General features: G+C 61.3%; 12 protein-coding genes and 1 tRNA gene. 6 read left to right on the forward strand and 7 right to left on the reverse strand.

Annotated features, from left to right (window positions below; translation table 11 throughout):
* Nucleotides 1-72: 72 nt before the first annotated feature.
* The 7 genes from J3T95_RS04790 to J3T95_RS04815 form a co-directional block, all read right to left on the reverse strand.
* On the reverse strand, nucleotides 73-327 hold the full coding sequence (locus J3T95_RS04790; RefSeq protein WP_267450626.1) for a hypothetical protein: 255 nt from the start codon (nucleotides 325-327) through the stop codon (nucleotides 73-75).
* A complete protein-coding gene (locus tag J3T95_RS04795) occupies nucleotides 324-932 on the reverse strand; it encodes a ParA family protein (protein WP_267450627.1) in 609 nt (202 codons plus the stop codon). Before J3T95_RS04795 ends, J3T95_RS04790 begins: the two co-directional genes overlap by 4 nt.
* A 116-nt stretch (nucleotides 933-1,048) precedes the next feature.
* Nucleotides 1,049-1,501 carry a WhiB family transcriptional regulator gene (locus tag J3T95_RS04800; protein ID WP_267450628.1) on the reverse strand — a complete coding sequence of 151 codons (453 nt, stop codon included), beginning with the start codon at nucleotides 1,499-1,501 and terminating at the stop codon, nucleotides 1,049-1,051.
* A complete protein-coding gene (locus tag J3T95_RS04805; protein ID WP_267450629.1) occupies nucleotides 1,498-2,589 on the reverse strand; it encodes a helix-turn-helix domain-containing protein in 1,092 nt (363 codons plus the stop codon). The genes J3T95_RS04800 and J3T95_RS04805 overlap by 4 nt, the downstream gene beginning before the upstream one ends.
* A gap of 42 nt (nucleotides 2,590-2,631) precedes the next feature.
* A complete protein-coding gene (locus J3T95_RS04810; RefSeq protein ID WP_267450630.1) occupies nucleotides 2,632-2,922 on the reverse strand; it encodes a hypothetical protein in 291 nt (96 codons plus the stop codon).
* A 196-nt stretch (nucleotides 2,923-3,118) separates the two neighbouring features.
* Nucleotides 3,119-3,376 (reverse strand): helix-turn-helix domain-containing protein, encoded by a 258-nt coding sequence (locus tag J3T95_RS09240; RefSeq protein WP_366800452.1) that lies wholly within the window; start codon nucleotides 3,374-3,376, stop codon nucleotides 3,119-3,121.
* A gap of 413 nt (nucleotides 3,377-3,789) precedes the next feature.
* Nucleotides 3,790-3,862 (reverse strand) — tRNA-Lys (locus J3T95_RS04815).
* A 299-nt stretch (nucleotides 3,863-4,161) separates the two neighbouring features.
* On the opposite strand from J3T95_RS04815, the gene J3T95_RS04820 reads away from it, so the two are divergent.
* The 6 genes from J3T95_RS04820 (at nucleotide 4,162) to J3T95_RS04845 (ending at nucleotide 15,800) form a co-directional block, all read left to right on the forward strand.
* The gene (locus J3T95_RS04820; protein ID WP_267450631.1) at nucleotides 4,162-6,855 is read left to right on the forward strand and encodes a glycoside hydrolase family 2 protein; all 2,694 of its coding nucleotides are present in this window, start codon (nucleotides 4,162-4,164) and stop codon (nucleotides 6,853-6,855) included.
* Between the two features lie 318 nt (nucleotides 6,856-7,173).
* Complete coding sequence (locus J3T95_RS04825; protein WP_267450632.1) at nucleotides 7,174-8,601, forward strand: alpha-L-fucosidase; 1,428 nt, start codon at nucleotides 7,174-7,176, stop codon at nucleotides 8,599-8,601.
* A 988-nt stretch (nucleotides 8,602-9,589) separates the two neighbouring features.
* Entirely contained in the window at nucleotides 9,590-10,786 is a 1,197-nt protein-coding gene (locus J3T95_RS04830; protein WP_324123899.1) for an extracellular solute-binding protein, read from the forward strand.
* A gap of 96 nt (nucleotides 10,787-10,882) precedes the next feature.
* Nucleotides 10,883-11,758, forward strand: a complete 876-nt coding sequence (locus tag J3T95_RS04835; RefSeq protein WP_267450633.1) for a carbohydrate ABC transporter permease — start codon at nucleotides 10,883-10,885, stop codon at nucleotides 11,756-11,758.
* Entirely contained in the window at nucleotides 11,751-12,659 is a 909-nt protein-coding gene (locus tag J3T95_RS04840; RefSeq protein ID WP_267450634.1) for a carbohydrate ABC transporter permease, read from the forward strand. Before J3T95_RS04835 ends, J3T95_RS04840 begins: the two co-directional genes overlap by 8 nt.
* Before the next feature lie 126 nt (nucleotides 12,660-12,785).
* Nucleotides 12,786-15,800, forward strand: a complete 3,015-nt coding sequence (locus J3T95_RS04845; protein WP_267450635.1) for an alpha-mannosidase — start codon at nucleotides 12,786-12,788, stop codon at nucleotides 15,798-15,800.
* The last annotated feature ends 56 nt before the right edge of the window (nucleotides 15,801-15,856 follow it).

Here is a 15,856-nt window from a genome sequence, read left to right on the forward strand (position 1 = left end):
TTTAGCATCGCACGAGTCAACATGAAAACGGGGTGCAACCGGAAAAACAATGAGGTTTTTCCGAGAAGATGGTCATGACCGTCCCCCCAGGTAGTCGTGCAGGGCCAGGTCGATGACCTCCTGCATCTTCATGCCGTGCTCCAGAGCGTACAGTTTCACGGACCGCCGGGTCCCATCGCGCATCTTGATGCTGGTCTGGACCCACAGGCCTGCCCCCGTGCCGGCGGGGGAGGGGGACGGTACGACCGAAGGGGAGCCGGCGGAGAACACCGCCCCCAGGTCCCGGGTCCCGGTCTCGGGTGCGGATATCGGTTTCAGATTCTTCATGCCGACACCCCCTCCAATAGATCCTCCAGCTCACCGTATGCCTCCGCATACTCGTACAGCTTGCCGGGAGCCGCCCCCATGCAGGCCTTGATGGCCTGACGCTTGCGGATGACGGCATCGAACCGGGGCGTCTGCTGGGCGGCGAGGGCGTCGCTGACCGCCTTGAAAAGCCTCGTGTGCGGCTCCACGCGGCACAGCAGTACGGCCGCCGGCACCCGGCCCTGAAGGCCTTTGAGGGTGCTCCACGCCTGCTGCAGATCCAGCTCCGTGTCGGTGCAGGGCACCACCACGAAGTCGGCCGCCTCGACCGCAGCCACCGTGATGGGGCCGGCCGGGGGAGTGTCGATGATGGTCAGACCCTCGAACCCGTCGCCTGCAAGCCGCTCCACGTCCAGCAGCTTCGCGTCCGCCACCCCGAAGGGGAGGGGGGACCCCGATTCCTCGGCCTCCAGCGCCCACCGGGCGGCGCAGGACTGGGGGTCGGTCGCCATCACCCTCACCCGCGCCTCCGGGTCCTTCCTGACGGCCGATGCCGCCAGGTACATGGAGGACGTCGTTTTGGTCACACCGCCCTTGGCGGCCGCTATGGTCACTACCTTGTTCATGGTTCCCCTTTCCTTATTGAATTACCGAAGTAATGAAGTATTGAATTATTGAGTTATCGAAGTATCGGGTTGTCGAATCGTCCGGTTGGAGGCAACCCCAAGCCGGCAAGGCGAGGTCAGGCGGGCGATGCCTCCAGTCTGGCGGGCTCGTCCGTGTCGCCGCTCCTGGTCCCGGAGCGCCGACGGTAGTGGTCCTTCCAGTAGCCCAAAGCCTCCCGCTTGGCCTCGCGCACCGCCTCCGGGTGTCGGTCGAGCCAATCGACCGCCTGCCGGTAGCGCTGCTCCTTGCCGCCTTTGCGCCGGCGCATGTCCAAGCCGTCCCGGCGCATCATCCTGGCCAGGGCCTGCAGCTCCTTCCGACGCATTCCCCCGTAGGTGGCATAGTCCTCATGGCCGGCATAGACCAGGCCGAAGGAGATGCACTGGTCACACACGGGGCACCGCCGGCAGATCATGTCGGCCTTGCGGATCTGCTCGGCCGTCCTGTGGCCGCGCTCGGGTGGGAACCAGGCGGCCTCCCGCCCGTCCTCGATCCGGCTGCACAATCCAGCGGCTCTGAACGGGGTCATGACGCTGCCCCTATGAAGTGATGCACCGGCTGTGCCGACGGCTTTCGCTTAGAGGAGGGCGCGGGCTTGACGCGCTGTCCCAGCCCATGCAGTGGCCGGTTCCTCTTGTCCCAGGCGCAGCAGGGGCAGGAGTCCTCGCTGACCTCGCCTTCGACGTGCCGGCGGTTCGTCTCCACGCTCCACTTGCGCCCCCCGTACACCGTGACGATGCCTGCGCGGCCGCTGGCCACCGTGCTCGGTGCGTGCCCGTCCACGGGGGCGGCACCCGGAGCGTCGGCCTTGCAGGCCTTCCGGCTGCGCTCTCGTTGGAGGGTGAGCTGGTCCCAGTGCTTCTCCAGGGCCTTGCAGGAGATGATGACGGGCCGCCAGAATCCTTCCGGGTCCTCCAGCGCCCAACGTGCCAGGTCCAGGCACTCCCCGACCTCGTGCCGGGCGGCCAGGCGGCGGGCGGCCCGGCGTTCACGCCGGCTGTCGGCCGGGACGGGCAGGTCCTGGCCGGCGAGCAGGGCCGCCATGCCTGTCTGCAGGAGATGACCATTCGAGGGGGCGTCTTCCCTGGGGGAGATGTCCCCTTTAGGGGACAGAGGGGGTAATGGTTTATTACTTGGTTTGCCTGCCACCGGTGGCACCCCTGGACGGCCGCCTGTGGCACCCCTGGCCTCCCGGGCTTCAGCCAGGGGTGCCAAAACGTCACCCCTGGAATCGGCTTCGTTCCGCCCCTCCGGCAGGGGTGCCAAATTGGCACCCCTGGGCTCCGGGGCTTCGGAGACAGGCTCGGGCTCCGCTCCCATGCACAAGTCCCACACCACGGGACGGTACTGGCCGGGAATGAGCCGCCCCTGCTCGTCACGCCGGGACAGCTCCTGGTTCCCGCGACGGATCAGGCCCCCGCTTTCCAGGAGCGAGAGCTTGCGCCGGATCGTCCTCTCACTGACATGCAGCTCGCGCATCAGCGTCCTCACGCTCGGCCAGGAGGCCGACCCGTCCGGATGGGCACGGTCCGCCAAGGCCACAAGAATCAGCCTGGCCGTCGTGTCGCCACCCACCGGGGCCTCCCGCAAAGCCCAATTCGTCGCTTGCCAGCTCATAGTGACCTATCTGCGTTCTGAAGGAAGTGAAATACGGCCATGTCACGCCTTGTCCCTCGGGTTGCCGCCGAATGCGGGGTGGGAAACCATCAGAAACCGCTTGGCGTAGGCGAACTCGATGCCGTCACCGAGGACCGGGCAATACCCATGGTCGAAGACGAACGGGCGATCAGATTGTGAAGCGATATCAGTGACACGGCCATAGAGGGAGACCGTGCCGCCTATCCGCAGGTAGACGATATCGCCTACCAGGACATCTGACTGTCGGTCGATGACGATGCTCGATCCACGCCGCTGGTTGAAACCCCTTGACGAGTAATTCCGCCGTTGCACCCCGTTTCCCTGGGAGCTCGGCTTACCGTATAAGTGGGCTTTGGAAGTCGCACTATTGATAGAGTCATACATGTGTGATGACACTCCTTAAGTAGAGGAAGCATCCCGTTGATTCCGCCAAGAATGTGGACGGGAAACTTCAATCCGTTGTCGCACCGGCTGCTCCCGAGATTATCTGCAGGGGGCAGCCGTTTTTTCACTCCTTTTCCGTCACCAAGAGGGGCTGAGTCTGCTCGATGCTGCTAAGGTCGATTACAAAATCTGAGGAAAGGCCGAATTCCTTGTGGAGTACTTCCAGGTCATGTTGAGTCCAGCTGATCCACCCATTGACTTTCCCGTTGATGGTGCCAGGAGTGAGGTCAAGCAATGAGGCCAAGTATCTTTGTGAAATTCCGTGACGTTGAAGCCAAAGTTTCATCTGGGATGACGTAATTGCCTTACGTTGTCTGTTCATAACTTACAGAATAGCGTATGTTGTAGACAAACACAAATTAATATATTAAATTTGCATGTAGAAACTTAATTATGGAGGTTGCATATGACTCTTCTGGAACAGGCAGTGGCCAATAGGCCTGATACGACGGAATATATCAACTCGGTCATCTCTTTCAACGTGAAGGTGCGGTTGGCTGCTTTGAGAGAGTCTCAGACAGCACTTGGGGATTATCTGGGCATAAAGAGAGCATCAATGTCGCAGAAGATGACCGGCAGAAGCTCATGGTATGCCTCGGATCTGGTCAAAACGGCAAGGTTCTTGCAGACGAATATCGAATCGTTGACCGATGATGCCCTGATGAAGCAGATGGCACATCCGGATACCAAAAGCACCTCGGCCGGTTCCGGACCGAGGTGCTTTGTTGAGCCTTGTGCCCCCCGTGGGACTCGAACCCACAACCCACGACTTAAAAGGACGCTGCTCTAACCATTGAGCCAGAGGGGCAACATAGCACAGTATACCTCATACTCGGCCGACGGCACATCGCGGCGGCCTGTCCATCGGATGGCCCTATCGGGCCGGGTCCCCGCCGTGCCCGCCCTTCCGATTGCCGGATTCGCCGCAGCCTGAAGTCCGGTCCGCTTCTTTGCTAGGGTGATGCAGGGGTACACCGCGTTGAATGACCATCACGGGACTTCGGGGGAAGGTTGAAGCCTCTGCCGACGGAGCGCAAGACAAGGAAGACAAGCACCATGCTTACACATCACCCATCCACATTCACACCTCTTGAGGGGAGTTGGACCATGGCAGCCCTCAATCCCCAGGTGGCGCCGGAGGATCTCCGCGACCGCCTGGCCAATGGGGTCGAGGCCCGAGTGCCGGGGGAGGCGACTATGGACCTCCTCCGCGCCGGCCTGATCGGTGACCCTTATGACGGGGACAACGAACAGGCCCAGCAGTGGATCGGCGATGTTGACTGGCGGTTCACCTGCCAGTTCGACTGGCATGACGACGGATCGCAGCGTCACGACCTGGTGGCCTACGGACTGGATACGGTTGCCGCACTGGAACTCAACGGCCGACCGGTTGGCAGCACCCAGAACGCCTACCGCTCCTACCGGTGGGATGTGCGCAATCTCCTCAAAGAAGGCGGGAACACCCTGGTCGTCTCCTTCACCTCCCCTGTCCGCGAGGCGGAGAGGAGACAGACGATTCTGGGTTACTACCCTCATGACAACCATCCCTTCAACCAGCTCCGGAAGGCGGCCTCGTCGTTCGGATGGGACTGGGGTATCGACGTGGCCAACGCCGGAATCTGGCAGCCCATCGGCATTGATTCTTGGTCCGGTGTCAGAATTGCCCAAGTCCGCCCGTTGGTGGGCGTCGACGACCAAGGTGGGGGTCTGCTCACCGTGGATGTGGATCTGGAACGCGCTGGTGGCCGTGGAAGGTCCGGTACCGATGAGAAGGCACGGCCTGGCACCCAGTCCGGGGGGATACCCGTGCGGGTCCATCTAGGCGGCAACAGTGCCGACGCCCAGGCCTGCTCCTGCCTCAATGCCGGAGCGGACACGGTCCGCCTGGTTCTCAGGGTACCGGATGTGCAGCTTTGGTGGCCCCGGGGCTACGGTGATCACCCCCTCTACACGGTCGATGTCATGGCAGGCCAGGAGGGGGCAAACGCCGGATCGGATGAATCCCGTCCCCAGGCCGTGTGGACAGGCCGGGTGGGTTTCCGCACGGTCAGCATGGACACGGCGGCCGACGAGGACGGCCGCCCCTTCCGCATATCCGTCAACGGGGTACCGGTGCATGCCCACGGTTACAACTGGATTCCCGACGATGCCTTCATTACCCGGATGAACAAGGATCGCTACCAACGACGGATGGAGGACTTGGTCGAGTCCAATTCCAACATGGTCAGGATCTGGGGAGGTGGATACTACGAGTCCGACGACCTCTATGACCTGGCGGACGAGGAGGGGGTGATGGTCTGGCAGGACTTCATGTTCGCTTGCGCCGCTTACCCGGAGGACCCGGGCAACTGGTCGGAGGTTGAGGCGGAGGCCCGGGAGCAGATCGGTCGGCTCTCCCCGCACCCCAGCCTGGTCGTATGGAATGGATCCAACGAGAATTACACGGCCTATGCCGACTGGGGCGGGTTCAAGAACGCTCTGGTCGATCCCGCCGCCGTCCCCAACATGTACGGTTACGGTGAACGCCCTTGGGGCGATGGATATTATTCTGATCTTTTTCCCCGCCTCTTCGCACAACTGGACCCGACCAGGATCTATCTGCCGAGTTCCCCGATGAGTTTCACCAAGTACACCTCGCCCAACAAGGACAACGACGGGACCGTGCACATCTGGGATGTGTGGAACAGCAAGGACTACAAGGCCTACAGGGATTACAGGCCCCGCTTCGCCGACGAGTTCGGATACCAGGCGCCTCCTGCCTGGAGCACCCTGACCCGGGTGGTGCATGACAGCCCCTTGGACCCCTTTGGCACTCAGATGCTGGTCCACCAGAAGGCCATCGACGGCAACATCAAGCTCTCCCGAGGCATGCGTTCCCACCTGACTCCGGGCGACTTCTATGACATCAGTTACGGCGGCGTGGTAAACGGCCGTCGTTCGGATGGGCCGCACTCCTGGCTGATTCCCAGTGACCGCTGGGAGGATATTGAGGACTGGCACTGGGCTTGTCAGTTGCAACAGGCACAGGCCGTCCGATTCGGGGTGGAGTACATGCGCTCGCTGGAGCCGGTGAATGCCGGCACGCTGGTCTGGCAGCTCAATGACGACTGGCCGGTGATCTCCTGGGCGGCGGTGGACTATGACGGGCACCGCAAGCCCCTCTGGTTCGCCTCCCGCGACTTCTTCGCTCCCCGCCTAGCCTCTATTCAGCCCGGGGTTTCAGAGGCCTATCGGGCTGAGCACAGTTGGGCTGGCATGCCTGTCACCCCTGACCAGCTGGTTCTGGTCATGGTCAACGACACCCGTCAGGCCTGGGAGGGCCAGTGGCGGGTGGAGCGCCGCCGCTTGGATGGGACTGTCTTGGCCGATCAGATCGCTCGGGTCTCGATACCGGCAGGGAGACAGGCCCAGGTGGTTCTGGAGGCATCCGTGGCTGCCTTCGGTGACCCTGCCCAGGAGATCCTCGTGGCCGGTCCCGACCGGCCGGGTTTTGCCAGGGTCATCTACAATCCGGCTGAGGTTGTGGACCAAGCCCTCCGGCCCGACCCCCTCGAAGCCTCTATTGCGGTCGAGGACCGCGGATACCGGCTGACCCTGACTGCTCGGGCCTATGCCCGCGATGCCTTCTGCATGGTGGATAAGGTGGATCCTGCCGCCTCAATCGACGGCGGCATGGCCACCCTCTTGCCTGGAGAGTCGGTCGTCTGGCACATCACCTCGGCCCCTGTGGGCGATCCTGAGACCTTTTTGTCCCCTAGGGTGCTGCGGACAGCCAACGATTTGCACCGTCAGACCTTGTGAGCCTCCTTCTGGGGCGAGGCGAAGGGTGTCTCTTCCGGTTCCTGCTCTTGGGCCGAGGTGGTCGGCGTCTGTCTGCACAGCACTTTCCATCTTCCTTCTGGCTGCCGAACTGGCAGCCCTCATTCATGCCTCATGCGTGTCTCTGCCAGGTTGATGTATATCAATTCCTTTCGTGGAAATTGTGCGGTAAGTTAATCAATTGGGTCCCGGTCGCCCGATGGAGTATGAGCAGACTACAGACAAAGAAGTGCAAAGAGCTGCCAAGAGACCGAAGACCCAGGCAACTCATGGACAAACGAATTCCAAGGAAGGATTCCGATGAATCTGGATTATCTGGCCAATATCAAGCCGTCTCGCCGGCAGCTTGATTGGCAGCGCATGGAGATGTATGCCTTCATGCACTTTGGCATGAACACGATGACCGACCGCGAATGGGGCCTAGGCCACGAGGATCCCGCCCTCTTCAATCCGTCGGACCTGGACTGCGACCAGTGGATGCAGACCTTCAAAGCGGCCGGTATGACGGGGGTGATCCTCACCTGCAAGCACCACGACGGCTTCTGCCTTTGGCCCAGCGCCTACACCGAGCACAGCGTGGCCAGCTCTCCTTGGAGGGGAGGGAAGGGCGACGTGGTCTGTGAGGTCTCCCGGGCCGCTCGCCGTCACGGTCTCAAGTTCGGCGTCTACCTGTCCCCCTGGGACAGGACTGAGGCCGCTTACGGGCAGGGCAAGGCCTATGACGACTACTATGTCAACCAGCTGATAGAACTCCTTACCCACTACGGACCCATCTTCAGTGTCTGGATGGACGGAGCCAACGGCGAGGGACCCAACGGCAAGACCCAGGCCTATGACTGGCAACGTTATTTCAATGTGATCAGAGCCCTGCAGCCGGAAGCGGTCATCAGTATCTGTGGGCCAGATGTCCGCTGGTGCGGCAACGAGGCCGGCAAGGCACGCGAGAACGAGTGGAGCGTGGTTCCGGCATCCCTCCGCCATGCAGAGTGGAAGATGGGCAAGGGGGAGCTGGACCATCTCTCCAACCCCGATTGGGCCGTGCGCTCTGAAGATGAGGACCTGGGCAGCCGCAGGGTCCTTGAACAGTACGGCGGCCCCCTTGTCTGGTACCCGGCCGAGGTCGATACCTCCATCCGGCCCGGCTGGTTCCACCATGCCAGCGAGGACGACAAGGTGCGCACGATTGACGAACTGTTCGACATCTGGTCCGCTACTGTCGGCGGGAACGCCAATCTCCTGCTCAACGTGCCGCCGAACGCCCAGGGGAAGATCAGCCAGCCCGATGTGGATTCTCTGACCGGTTTGGGCCGCAGGATCCGGGAATTCTGGGAGGGAGCCGTCACCGAGGGCGTCAAGGTATCCGTCTCTTCCAACGCCTGCGGAAGCGACCCCCGGAACCTCCTGTCCATCGGTGCGGGCTCTGGCTGCTGGCTGGCCGGTGTGGATGATGAGCATCCCACCATTACCATTGATTTCGACCGTCCTCGACAGGTGGATGGGCTCGTCCTTCGTGAACACATCGAGGTCGGCCAGCGGGTGGAGCAGGTCGCCATCAGTGCCCAACTTGACGGGGAACTCCGTCAGGTGGCAGAGGTGGGGGCTGTTGGGTATCAACGCTTCGCACAGGTCGGTCCACTGACCACCAGCCACCTGGAGATCAGTGTGACCAGGTCACGTGGCCCCGTGGCCTTGGACGCCTGCCTGATCCGCGAGGAGGTCAGGCGATGAGCTGGCCGACGTCGGCGGTGGGGAGGATTTACACCTCCTTGGACCTGGCGGAGTGTTGCTGGATCGCCGACTGTCTGGGACAGGTCCGTGGGTATGGTCTGGATCGTGTATTGATTACCTGTTCCTCCACCAATAAGGGCAGCCGCAGGATCGTCACGGCAACCGGGTCCCATCCGGAGGCGTATGCGAAGACGCCTTATGCCCGACTAATAAATCAATTAAATTTATAAAATAGGCCGGGCATGGATCCCGCCTGTTCCAGGGCGCGTGGGTGTTCGGCCACAAAGCAGGCCCCCAAGGATGTGACGGCCAAAGAAGAATGGACGGTGGCCGCAGGTGGCAGGTCTGGGGTCTTTGGGTTTGTCTTCGATTTCATCAAGGTCCCGTGCAACGGGAGGCTCTCTGGAATATGCCACACGGATAGTCCGCACCGCCGTCAGGTCGGACGCGGCCAAGGACTCTGCCTACCTGGCGGCCGCCTCTTCGCTCGACAGATAACCGACTCGCTCAGGTTCACTCGCTTCGGCCCTAGCGTGATGGTCTGTCTAAGGTCTCCTTCGAAACCCAGAAGGCCACAGAGAAGGCGATCGCGGGGGCCTTCACCGTCAGGGAAGCCGCTAATTCATGCGATTGGGCGGTAAGGGTGCTGGCGGAGAGGGCCAGGTTGAGACTCAGCCTTGACTGGGTGAGGGAGACTTGCAATCTCCAAATAAATCATTTAAATTGATTAAATCGGTCCTATTGAAGGATGAGAAGTCGAAGATGCCATATTCCATGGTAGGGCCGCACAAATGCAAAGGAGCAAGATGGGCAAGAAAATGAAGAAGTCGGTGGGTCTGACGGCCCTGGTGGTAGCTGTGTCGCTCTGTCTGTCCGCCTGCGGGGGGTCGTCCTCTTCCGCGGGGGGGGGGGGGATTCCATAAAAGTCATCTATCAGAAGACTGATCAGTTCACCCAGTTTGATACACAGGTAAAAAAGGCGAAGAAAATATTCGAAAAGGAGCACCCGGGCAAGAAAGTCGACCTGCAGCCTATTTCGGCGCAGGAATCCGATTACAAGACCAAACTTTCTTTGGCACAGCGGTCGCCCGCGACCGCACCGGATGTTCTCTACCAGGATTCCGACAGTCTGCAGGCTGATGCTGACGCCGGCTACCTCTACAACATCAAGCCCTTCGTGGACAAGTGGGCGGACTGGAACAAGAACTACATCGAGACCGCCAAGAAGATCGGCACAGGCCGTGACGGTGTTTACGGGGTCCCCGCCGACACGGACACCAGGGTCATCTGGTACAACAAGCACGTCTTCGAAAAGGCGGGTATCCCTATCCCCTGGCAGCCGCACACCTGGCAGGATCTGCTGGACGCGGCAGCTACGATCAAGGCCAAGGTGCCGGGCGTGGTCCCCATGAACATGTTCGCCGGGACGGCCATCGGCGAGGGGACCTCCATGCAGAGCTTCTACCAATTGCTGTACGGGACCAAGCAAGGGAACAAGGCCCTGATGGACGTCAAGACTGGGAAGTGGACTATCGGCTCCCAGGGGTTCAAGGATTCGCTGAACTTCCTCAAGACCATATACGACAAGGGCTATGCCCCCACCCCAGCCCAGGCGCAGGATGTGAATATCGGCGGGACCATCAGTATGGATTGGCTTCCCAATGACAAGATTGGCTTCACCTTGGATGGCAGCTGGCTGCCCTCCACATGGATTAAGGGCGGGTCCAAGGAGTGGCCGGATTACGAGAAGACTCTGGGGGCTGCCCTCTTCCCTAGCAAGAACGGTGCGGAACCGCAGTACGTCACCTCTTCCGGCGGGTGGACCCTGGCTGTTGGCGGCAAGTCCAAGAACCCAGAGCTGGCTTTCGAGTTCATCAAGCTCCTGGGCAACAGGGAGTTTTCATTGGAGAAGGATATCAAGGAAGCCAAGATCGCAGTCAGGTCCGACGTGGCCAAGGACCCCAAGTATCTGGCCACCAACGCCTTCACCGAGATCACCACCAAGGCCCTGGCTTACACACATGTCCGCCCCAGCGTGAGCGAATACCCCAAGGTTTCGGCTGAAATCCAGAAGGCCACGGAGCAGGTGGTGACCGGTGCAATGTCAGTCGACGAGGCCGCCAAGGCTTACGACCAAGGGGTGACAGGTATCGTCGGCCAGGACAAGGTTGCCATCAGGGAATAGGGTCCGGTGATCGGTCGGGCGCGGCCGACCCCTTGGCCCCATCCAAATGATCTGGACCCCGTGCTCGACCTCCCGTCCTGGAAAGGATATGCCATAATGCATACTGCCAAACGGTATTGGACGGTCCTGCCTGCCATAGTCCTCATGGCCGTCTTCATGCTCGGCCCCATCATCTGGGCCTTCTACGGGTCACTGACCAACGTCTCCCTGAGCGGTCCCGCCGCCACAGCGCCCGCCTTCGTCGGCATGAAGAATTATTCACACCTCTTCACCGATCCAAGTTTCCCCAGATCCGTATGGCTGACTGTGATTTTTGTCGTAGTCAGCGCCATAATCGCTCAAAACTTCCTTGGCTTGGCACTGGCGGTCCTCCTGCAGAGGGCCAACAAAATCGCCGGCAAGTTCGTCTCCACAGCCGTCGTGGCTGCCTGGGTCATGCCGGAGATGGTTGCCGGGTTCGCCTGCTACGCCTTCTTTTCCAAAGAGGGCACCCTCAATCAGATCCTCTCCTTTTTCGGGGTGCATGGGTCGGAATGGCTCTACCTCTTTCCCATGTTCTCGGTCATATTGGCCAACATCTGGAGGGGTACGGCCTTCTCCATGATGAACTACCAGGCCGCCATCGGCGAGGTGGACCGGTCCCTGACCGAGGCCGCAGTGGTCGACGGGGCCAACGCCTGGCAGGTCTTCATCCATGTCACTGTTCCCGTTATCAAGCAGACCATAGTCACCAACCTCATGCTGATCACCCTGCAGACCATGTCTGCCTTCACTCTGATATTCGTCATGACTTCCGGTGGGCCCGGAGACAGGAGCACCACCCTGCCCGTCTTCGCCTACAAGATGGCCTTCAAATTCGGAGACATCGGCTACGGATGCGCCATCGCCGTGGTCATGCTCTTCATCGGTGCGATTTTCGGCATGGTCTATGTCAACGCTCTCAAGGACGAGAAAGGGGTAACCAATGAGTGAGGTAATCAGAGGACCGGTTACAGGCCGGCGACCGGCCCGGACGATCGGGCACAGGGGGAGGCTCAACACCCCCACCTCGCCCACCAGGCACGGCCTGGCCGCCTGTCTGTCCTACATAGCCATGGGGGTTGTCTTCGTGGCCTTCATGCTCCCCCTCCTCTGGCTCTTCTTCGCCGCCTTCGACGGGGAAGCCACCTTCCAGACCAAGATTCCCCGGCATTGGACTCTGGAGAACTTTGCGGCCATCATGACCAAGGACCAAACCTTCCTTCCCCTGTGGAACAGCTTCCTGATCTCGGCCGTCGTCACAGTGATCGTCCTGACCTGCGCCGTCTTGTGCGCTTATCCCCTCTCCCGATACCGGTCCAAGTTCAACAAGCCCTTCCTCTACACCATCCTCTTCGGCACCTGTCTGCCGATCACGTGTCTGATGGTCCCGGTCTACTCCCTCTTCGTCATGCTCCACCTCTTGGACTCAATGACGGGGACCGTGCTCTTCCTGGCGGCCTCCTCCCTTCCCATGGCCATTTGGATGACCAAAAACTTCATGGACTCGGTCCCGGTCGAGTTGGAGGAGGCCGCCTGGGTGGACGGGGCCAGCATGCTTAAGTCCCTGCGATTGGTGGTGGTTCCGCTGATGAAGCCGGGACTGGCTGCTGTCAGCATCTTCATATTGATGGGGACTTGGGGGAACTTCTTCGTCCCTTACATGCTCCTCCTGTCACCTGGCAAGCAGCCGGCCTCAGTGACCATATATTCCTTCTTCGGCCAGCATGGGATGATCATCTATGGCCAATTGGCTGCCTTTTCCCTGATCTATTCCCTGCCAGTGGTGATCATGTATGTCATCGCCAACCGCTTCCTGGGGACATACTCCTTGGCCGGAGGTGTGAAGGGGTGAAAAGGCGGTTGCGGAGCCGGCGGTGGCAATTGACAAAGAAGTAAACTAAACTAACTTTTTGCATAGGCCGCAAAAGACAATGTAGATGCGGGGTTTTCCGTGACCCGCCAACAAGGAGGTTGAACATTGGGATTTACGCGTGAGGAAAAGGTCTTGTGGAGGCTGGACAGGCTTCTGGACCAGCACCTGCAGAACGCCCTGTACCGCCACACCTGCCCCGTTTCAATCGAATCCTGGGATGTCGCCGGCGAACCAGTCGACTTCCAGACGGCCAAGCAGGCCGAATACCGGCCTATGTCGGTCGGGGACCCGTGGGGGACGGCCTGGGACACCTGGTGGCTCCACGTGACCGGCCAGGTGCCGGCTGAGTGGGCACACGAGGCGGGCACCCGCCCCGAGCTGGTCGTCGATTTGGGCAGGATCGGGCTGGGTCCCGGCTTCCAGGCCGAAGGCCTGGTCCGCCGCCCGGACGGGACCGTGATCAAGGCCGTGGAGCCTTTCAACCAGTGGGTACCGGTGTCCGAGCCTGGCCAGCCTTGCGAGTTCTACATCGAGGCTGCGTCTAACCCACAGATCTCCAACGGTGGGTCCTTCCATCCAACCGAGCTGGGCAACGAAGGGGTGGGCAGGGAGCAGGGCATCTACCGTCTGCAACGGCTTGAGCTGGGGCTGCTAGACCTCCAGGTCTGGAACCTGATCCAAGAACTCAAGGTCCTTGAGGGTCTTCTGCACGAAGTGGACCCCACCCGCACCCGCTACGCCAACATCCTGGATGCCATCGAGGCTGCACTCAACAGCATCGACCCCAACGATGTGGCAGGCAGTGCAGGCCGTGCGCGCCAGTGCCTGACGGAAGTGCTCAGCGCGCCCGCCACTAAGGGTCACACCGTCTATGCCGTAGGTCACGCGCACATCGATTCCGCCTGGCTTTGGCCCCTGAGAGAGACTCCCCGCAAGGTGGCCAGGACCTTCAGCAATGCGGTCGAGTTGGCCGACGAGTACCCAGACTTCATCTTTGCCGCCTCTTCGGCCCAGCAGTATCAGTGGCTTAAGGACAGCGAGCCCGATACCTACGAGGGGATCAGGCGCAAGATTCGCTCCGGTCAATTCGTCCCCGTCGGGGGTATGTGGGTTGAGAGCGATGCCAACCTGCCAGGTGGCGAGTCCCTGGTCCGTCAGTTCCTCCAAGGTGGCCGCTTCTTCCAGGAGGAGTTCGGCATCACCTCGCATGTCGCCTGGCTGCCGGACAGTTTCGGCTATTCGGGTGCTTTCCCGCAGATCGCCCGCCTGGCAGGCATGGACTACTTCCTGACCCAAAAGATCTCCTGGAATGACACGGACACCTTCCCCTTCCACTCCTTCATGTGGCAAGGGATCGATGGGACGGAGATATTCACCCATTTCCCGCCGGCAGACAAGTACAACTCCGATGCTTCCCCGGCCGACGTGGCCCGCTCCGAGAAGAACTTTACCGAGAAGGGGAAGGGGGCTTCCAGTCTGCTCCTCTACGGCTGGGGTGACGGCGGCGGCGGGCCCACCCGTGAGATGGTGGTGGCGACCGAGCTCCAGGAGAACCTGGAGGGCGGCCCCCGGGTTCTGATGACCTCGCCGGAGACCTTCTTCCGCCAGGCCAGGGAGGAGATGAAAGATCCCCCCCGTTGGGTGGGTGAGCTCTACCTGGAGCTCCACCGCGGCACGGCCACCTCCCAGGCGGCGACCAAGAGCGGGAACAAACGTAGCGAGTCCCTCCTGCGACAGGCCGAATGGTGGGCCAGCCAGGCGGCCATCCTCTGCGGTGTCCCTTATCCCTATGAGGAGCTGCAGGAGATCTGGCGCAAGGTCCTCCTCTATCAGTTCCACGACATCCTTCCCGGATCGGCCATCGCCTGGGTCTATGCCGAGGTGCAGCGCTCCGACAGGAAGATTTGGGCCCAGCTGGAGGGGATCATCGACAGGTCCCTCAAGGCGCTCGTCGGCAGCGGCCCGGTCCAGCTGGAGGCCAACGCAGGGCCCCTGAGCCAGGAAGGTGTCCGTGCCGGTGCCGTGTCCGCACCCGCCAGTACCGCCGGCGGCCAGGCACGCAGGGATGGCGACGATACGGTCCTCGAAAACGACCGAGTCTCCTTCTGCATCGATCCCCAGGGCCATGTGGTCTCGGCCGTTGACAGGGCTTCCGGCCGTGAGGTGATTGACCCGGCAGTCCCGGCCAACGTCCTCCGCCTGTTCATCGACGCCCCAGCCCATTGGGATGCCTGGGATATCGACAAGACCTACCAGGACATGGAACTGCCCGGTGCCCAGGTCGAGACGACTACTTTGACCGACCAGGGGACCGTGATCGTCTCCGGGGCCATCGGCCAGTCAACCTTCAGCCAGGAGCTCAGCCTGGATGATGACACGGATGCCCTGGTGATCCGTACACACGTGGACTGGAAGGAAAGCGACAGGCTGCTCAAGCTCTCCTTCCCGACCAACCTCTACACCAAGGAGTCAGCCAACGAAATCCAGTTCGGTCATCTGACCAGGCCGATCACCGAGAATACCTCTTGGGAACAGGCCAGATTCGAGGCCGCAGCCCAGCGGTGGGTTCACATTCAGGAGGGCGACTTCGGCGTCAGCTTGGCCAACTGCACTAACTATGGCCATGACATCCACCAGTTTGCCCTGCCGGATGGCAGACCGGGCACGCGCATCCAGATCTCCCTCCTGCGCGCCCCTCACTTCCCCGATCCTCGGGCCGATCTTGGGGAGCACGACTTCACAGTGGCCCTGGGTGTGGGCACCGATATCAGGCGGGCCATCCGGATGGGCTACAGGCTCAATGTCCCGGTCCGTCGGGTGATGGGCGCCCACCAGGTAGATCCCTTGGTCGAAGTGGACGGGCAGGATGTGCTGATCGAGAGCGTAAAGTTGGCCGAGGACCGGTCGGGCGACTTGGTCGTCCGTCTTTATGAATCCGCCGGTGCCCGTTCCCGTGCTCGGCTGGCCGCCTGCTTTGATTGGTCCGGCGTCGATGAAGTGGGCCTCATGGAGGTTCCTTGCGACGCTGTCCAGCCGGCCATACGGTCCAAGGGCGAGGACGGGATTGACCTTGAGCTCCATCCCTTCCAGATCGTGACCCTGCGGTTCCGCAGGTCCTGAATCAAGTGAAAGGTGCCGCCAGGCAATCTGTCTGACGGCACCTTTCGCAACCCGCC

The organism is Bifidobacterium sp. B4079 (genome assembly GCF_026537385.1).
GTDB lineage: Bacteria > Actinomycetota > Actinomycetes > Actinomycetales > Bifidobacteriaceae > Bombiscardovia > Bombiscardovia asteroides_I.